We start from the raw sequence: 3236 nt of genomic DNA, 5'->3' as shown, positions 1-3236 counted from the left end.
AACCGTTCCAGTATCGCGACAGACGGCCCGATCGATTCGATAAACCTTTTCAGTACCGTGACAGACAGCCTCATCGGTTCAATAAGCCTTTCCGTCACTGGGAACGGCGGCCTTATGGTTCCGGTGTGCCATTTCGTAATCCTCGGCCTCATTATCGCTACCGACGTTAACCACGTGACTGCGAGCCCTTGGCTTTGCGCCATGGCAACCCCGAAATTTTTCGTTCAATCATGGCGGGCGTATAGGGCGCCCTTTACCATCGCTTGGTTTTCCCGTAATTTGACCGGAGTGTCGGTTATTTAGGGTGAATAGGATAGAACGATGAGCAGACTGCCGGACGATTTGAAGTATGCGAAAACCCATGAATGGGCGAAACCGGAGGAGAGCGGGAATGTACGCGTGGGCATCTCCGATTACGCTCAAGAGCAATTGGGCGACGTGGTATATGTCGAGCTGCCGGAAATCGGCCGGCGGGTTAAGGCGGGCGAAGCATGCGCCGTGGTCGAATCGGTGAAAGCCGCCTCGGACATCTATAGCCCGGTATCCGGCGAAATCGTCGAGGTCAACGGGTCATTGTCGGATGCTCCCGAAGCGATCAACCAAGACTCCTATGCCGCGTGGTTGTTCTGCGTCAAGGCGGATGATCTTTCAGAACTAAACACCCTTTTGGATGCCGAAGCTTATAAAGCAGACGCTGAGGCCGACTAAACGGTTCGTTTGTTTTATCGCTTGTTCTCCTCCGGTAGCGATGCTAGCGAATCGAGTGTAGCGGCCGGAACAGGCACCGGCGTTTCGCATGTCTTTGGGTTATACGCGTCGCGCGTGCCAATCGGCATAAATTCTCCGGCAGATGATACATGCCGATTTGTCCGGTGTTTGCCAGGAGCGCCCATGCCTTGTCCAGGCCCAGATCGAATGTCTTGAGCCCATAGCATTCTGGCCCGGCGGAGGGGCCAGAAATAGTTAAGAAAGCAATCCCTTAGCCATGCCTTTCATTCCTCATACCGAAGACGATATCCGCGAGATGCTTGCGGCCCTCGGCGTGCCATCGACAGAAACGCTCTTCGACGAAATACCGGCGGAGTTGCGTTGCGGCGCGCTCGATCTCCCGCCCGCTTTGAAAGAAATGGAAGTTACTCGTTTGATGCGCGCACGCGCCGGCCAGAACCGTCCGCTTCTATGCTTTGCCGGCGCCGGGGCTTACGAGCACCACATACCGGCCGCGGTTTGGGCCGTAACCAGCCGGGGCGAATATTACAGCGCGTACACGCCCTACCAGGCGGAAGCGAGTCAAGGCACGCTGCAGGTGCTCTACGAATATCAGAGCATGATGGCGAGCCTCACCGCCATGGACGTATCGAACGCTTCGCTCTACGACGGCGCGACCAGCCTCGCGGAAGCGGTGTTGATGGCGGTGCGGACGAACCGAAAATCGCATTCGCGCCGCATCCTGATGCCGAAGACCGTACATCCGTTTTACCGGCGGGTGGTCCGGACCATCGTCGGGAGCCAGGCGCTGGAACTGATCGAGCTGCCCTATGACGTCGAAACCGGGCGCGTCGATCCGGCGTCTCTGGAAATCCACTCGGGCACGGACATCGCCGCCTTGGTGATTCCCCAGATCAATTTCTTCGGCGTGCTCGAGGCCGTAGACGAACTGACCGTTTGGGCCGCCGCAAACGGCGCCATCGCCATCGCGCTGGTCAATCCCATGGCACTGGCTCTCCTTAAGCCCCCGGGCGAATGGGGGCAAGAGGGCGCCGATATCGCTTGCGGGGACGGCCAGCCTTTGGGCATACCCTTGTCGGGCGGTGGACCGTATTTCGGATTTATGTGCTGCCGCAAGGCGCACGTCCATCAACTGCCCGGACGTCTGGTCGGCCGGACCGTGGATATGGACGGCAAGCCCGGTTTCACGCTTACGCTTCAGGCACGCGAGCAACATATCCGCCGCGGCCGGGCGACCTCCAATATCTGCACCAACCAGGGCTTGATGGTCACGGCGGCGACCATTTACATGGCGCTCTTAGGGCCGGAAGGATTGCGGCGAGTCGCTTTGCAGAGCCATCAAAACACGCTCAGCCTGATGAGTAGCTTGACTGCCGTCGACGGCGTCGAGCGGGTTTTCTCGGGGCCTTTCTTCCATGAAGCGGTTTTCCGCACGCGGAGGCCCGCCAGGGAGATCATGGACGGCTTGGCGGAACGGGGGATTCTTGGAGGACACGAACTCGCAAGGGATTATCCGGAACTCGGCGAAGCCATTCTGGTTTGTGTCACGGAAACGCGTACTCAGGAGGATATCGAATCGTACGCACGCCAAATAGCGTCGCTGCTTAGTCATGGCTGAAGAAGTCGGAGCCGATAGAATGCTGATTTTCGATCGTTCGCGCCGAGGGCGCGCCGCGCATGCCCAGTTGCTCCCGGAATCCGGTGAATCGCCGGCCATTCCAGACCATTTGTTGCGCAAAATTCCTCCGGCCTTGCCCGAAGTCTCAGAACTGGATGCCGTTCGCCATTACACCCGGCTGTCCCAGCAAAATTTCTCTATAGACACTCACTTTTATCCCCTGGGCTCTTGCACCATGAAGTACAACCCCAAGGTTTGCCATGACCTCGCAAGTCTGCCCGGATTTCTGAATACCCATCCCCTGGGGCTGGAGCGGACCGGGCAAGGGACTTTGGCCTGTCTGTACGAGCTCCAGGAGATGCTCGCGGAAATCACCGGCATGGCCGGGGTTTCGCTGGCCTGCGCGGCCGGGGCTCAGGGCGAATTCGCCGGCGTCGGCATGATCCGCGCTTACCACAGGTTGCGGGACGATTTAGCTCGAACCGAAATGCTGGTGCCCGACGCCGCGCACGGCACCAATCCCGCTTCGGCGTCCATGGGCGGCTTTCGGGTACGGGAAGTCGCCACCGATGCCGACGGCAACGTGGATCTCACTGCACTGGAGCTGGCCGTGGGTCCGCAAACCGCCGGCATCATGCTCACCAATCCCTCGACTTTGGGAGTGTTCGACCAGCACATTCGAGCCATCGCCGATATCGTGCACCGGGCCGGCGGGCTGCTCTATTACGACGGCGCCAATCTGAACGCCATCGCCGGCAAAGTGCGCCCCGGCGACATGGGCTTCGACGTCATTCATCTCAATCTCCACAAGACGTTTTCGACGCCCCACGGCGGCGGCGGTCCGGGTGCGGGCCCGGTGGGCGTGGGTGACAAGCTGCTGCCCTTCCTG

Annotated in this window: 4 protein-coding genes; 3 read left to right on the top strand and 1 reads right to left on the bottom strand. The window is 59.6% G+C overall.

The window, feature by feature from the left end; all coding sequences use genetic code 11:
* A partial coding sequence (locus ABJK70_RS22475) for a hypothetical protein (RefSeq protein ID WP_347259195.1) occupies window positions 1–203 on the bottom strand: 203 nt, incomplete at its 3' end.
* 118 nt (window positions 204–321) lie between these two features.
* Here ABJK70_RS22475 and gcvH point away from each other — a divergent pair.
* The 3 genes from gcvH to gcvPB all read left to right on the top strand — a co-directional run.
* Window positions 322–708, top strand: coding sequence for a glycine cleavage system protein GcvH (gene gcvH / locus ABJK70_RS22470; RefSeq protein WP_086133035.1), 387 nt, complete (start codon window positions 322–324; stop codon window positions 706–708).
* Window positions 709–985: 277 nt separating this feature from the next.
* A complete protein-coding gene (gcvPA, locus tag ABJK70_RS22465) occupies window positions 986–2347 on the top strand; it encodes an aminomethyl-transferring glycine dehydrogenase subunit GcvPA (RefSeq protein ID WP_347259194.1) in 1362 nt (453 codons plus the stop codon).
* A gap of 19 nt (window positions 2348–2366) precedes the next feature.
* On the top strand, window positions 2367–3236 hold an 870-nt coding region (gene gcvPB, locus ABJK70_RS22460), incomplete at its 3' end, for an aminomethyl-transferring glycine dehydrogenase subunit GcvPB (RefSeq protein ID WP_347259193.1).

Source organism: Methylocaldum sp. (assembly GCF_039794385.1).
Taxonomy (GTDB): Bacteria; Pseudomonadota; Gammaproteobacteria; order Methylococcales; family Methylococcaceae; genus Methylocaldum.
The sequence above is the reverse complement of the archived record's forward strand: the minus strand, read 5'-3'. Positions and strand labels throughout refer to the sequence as shown.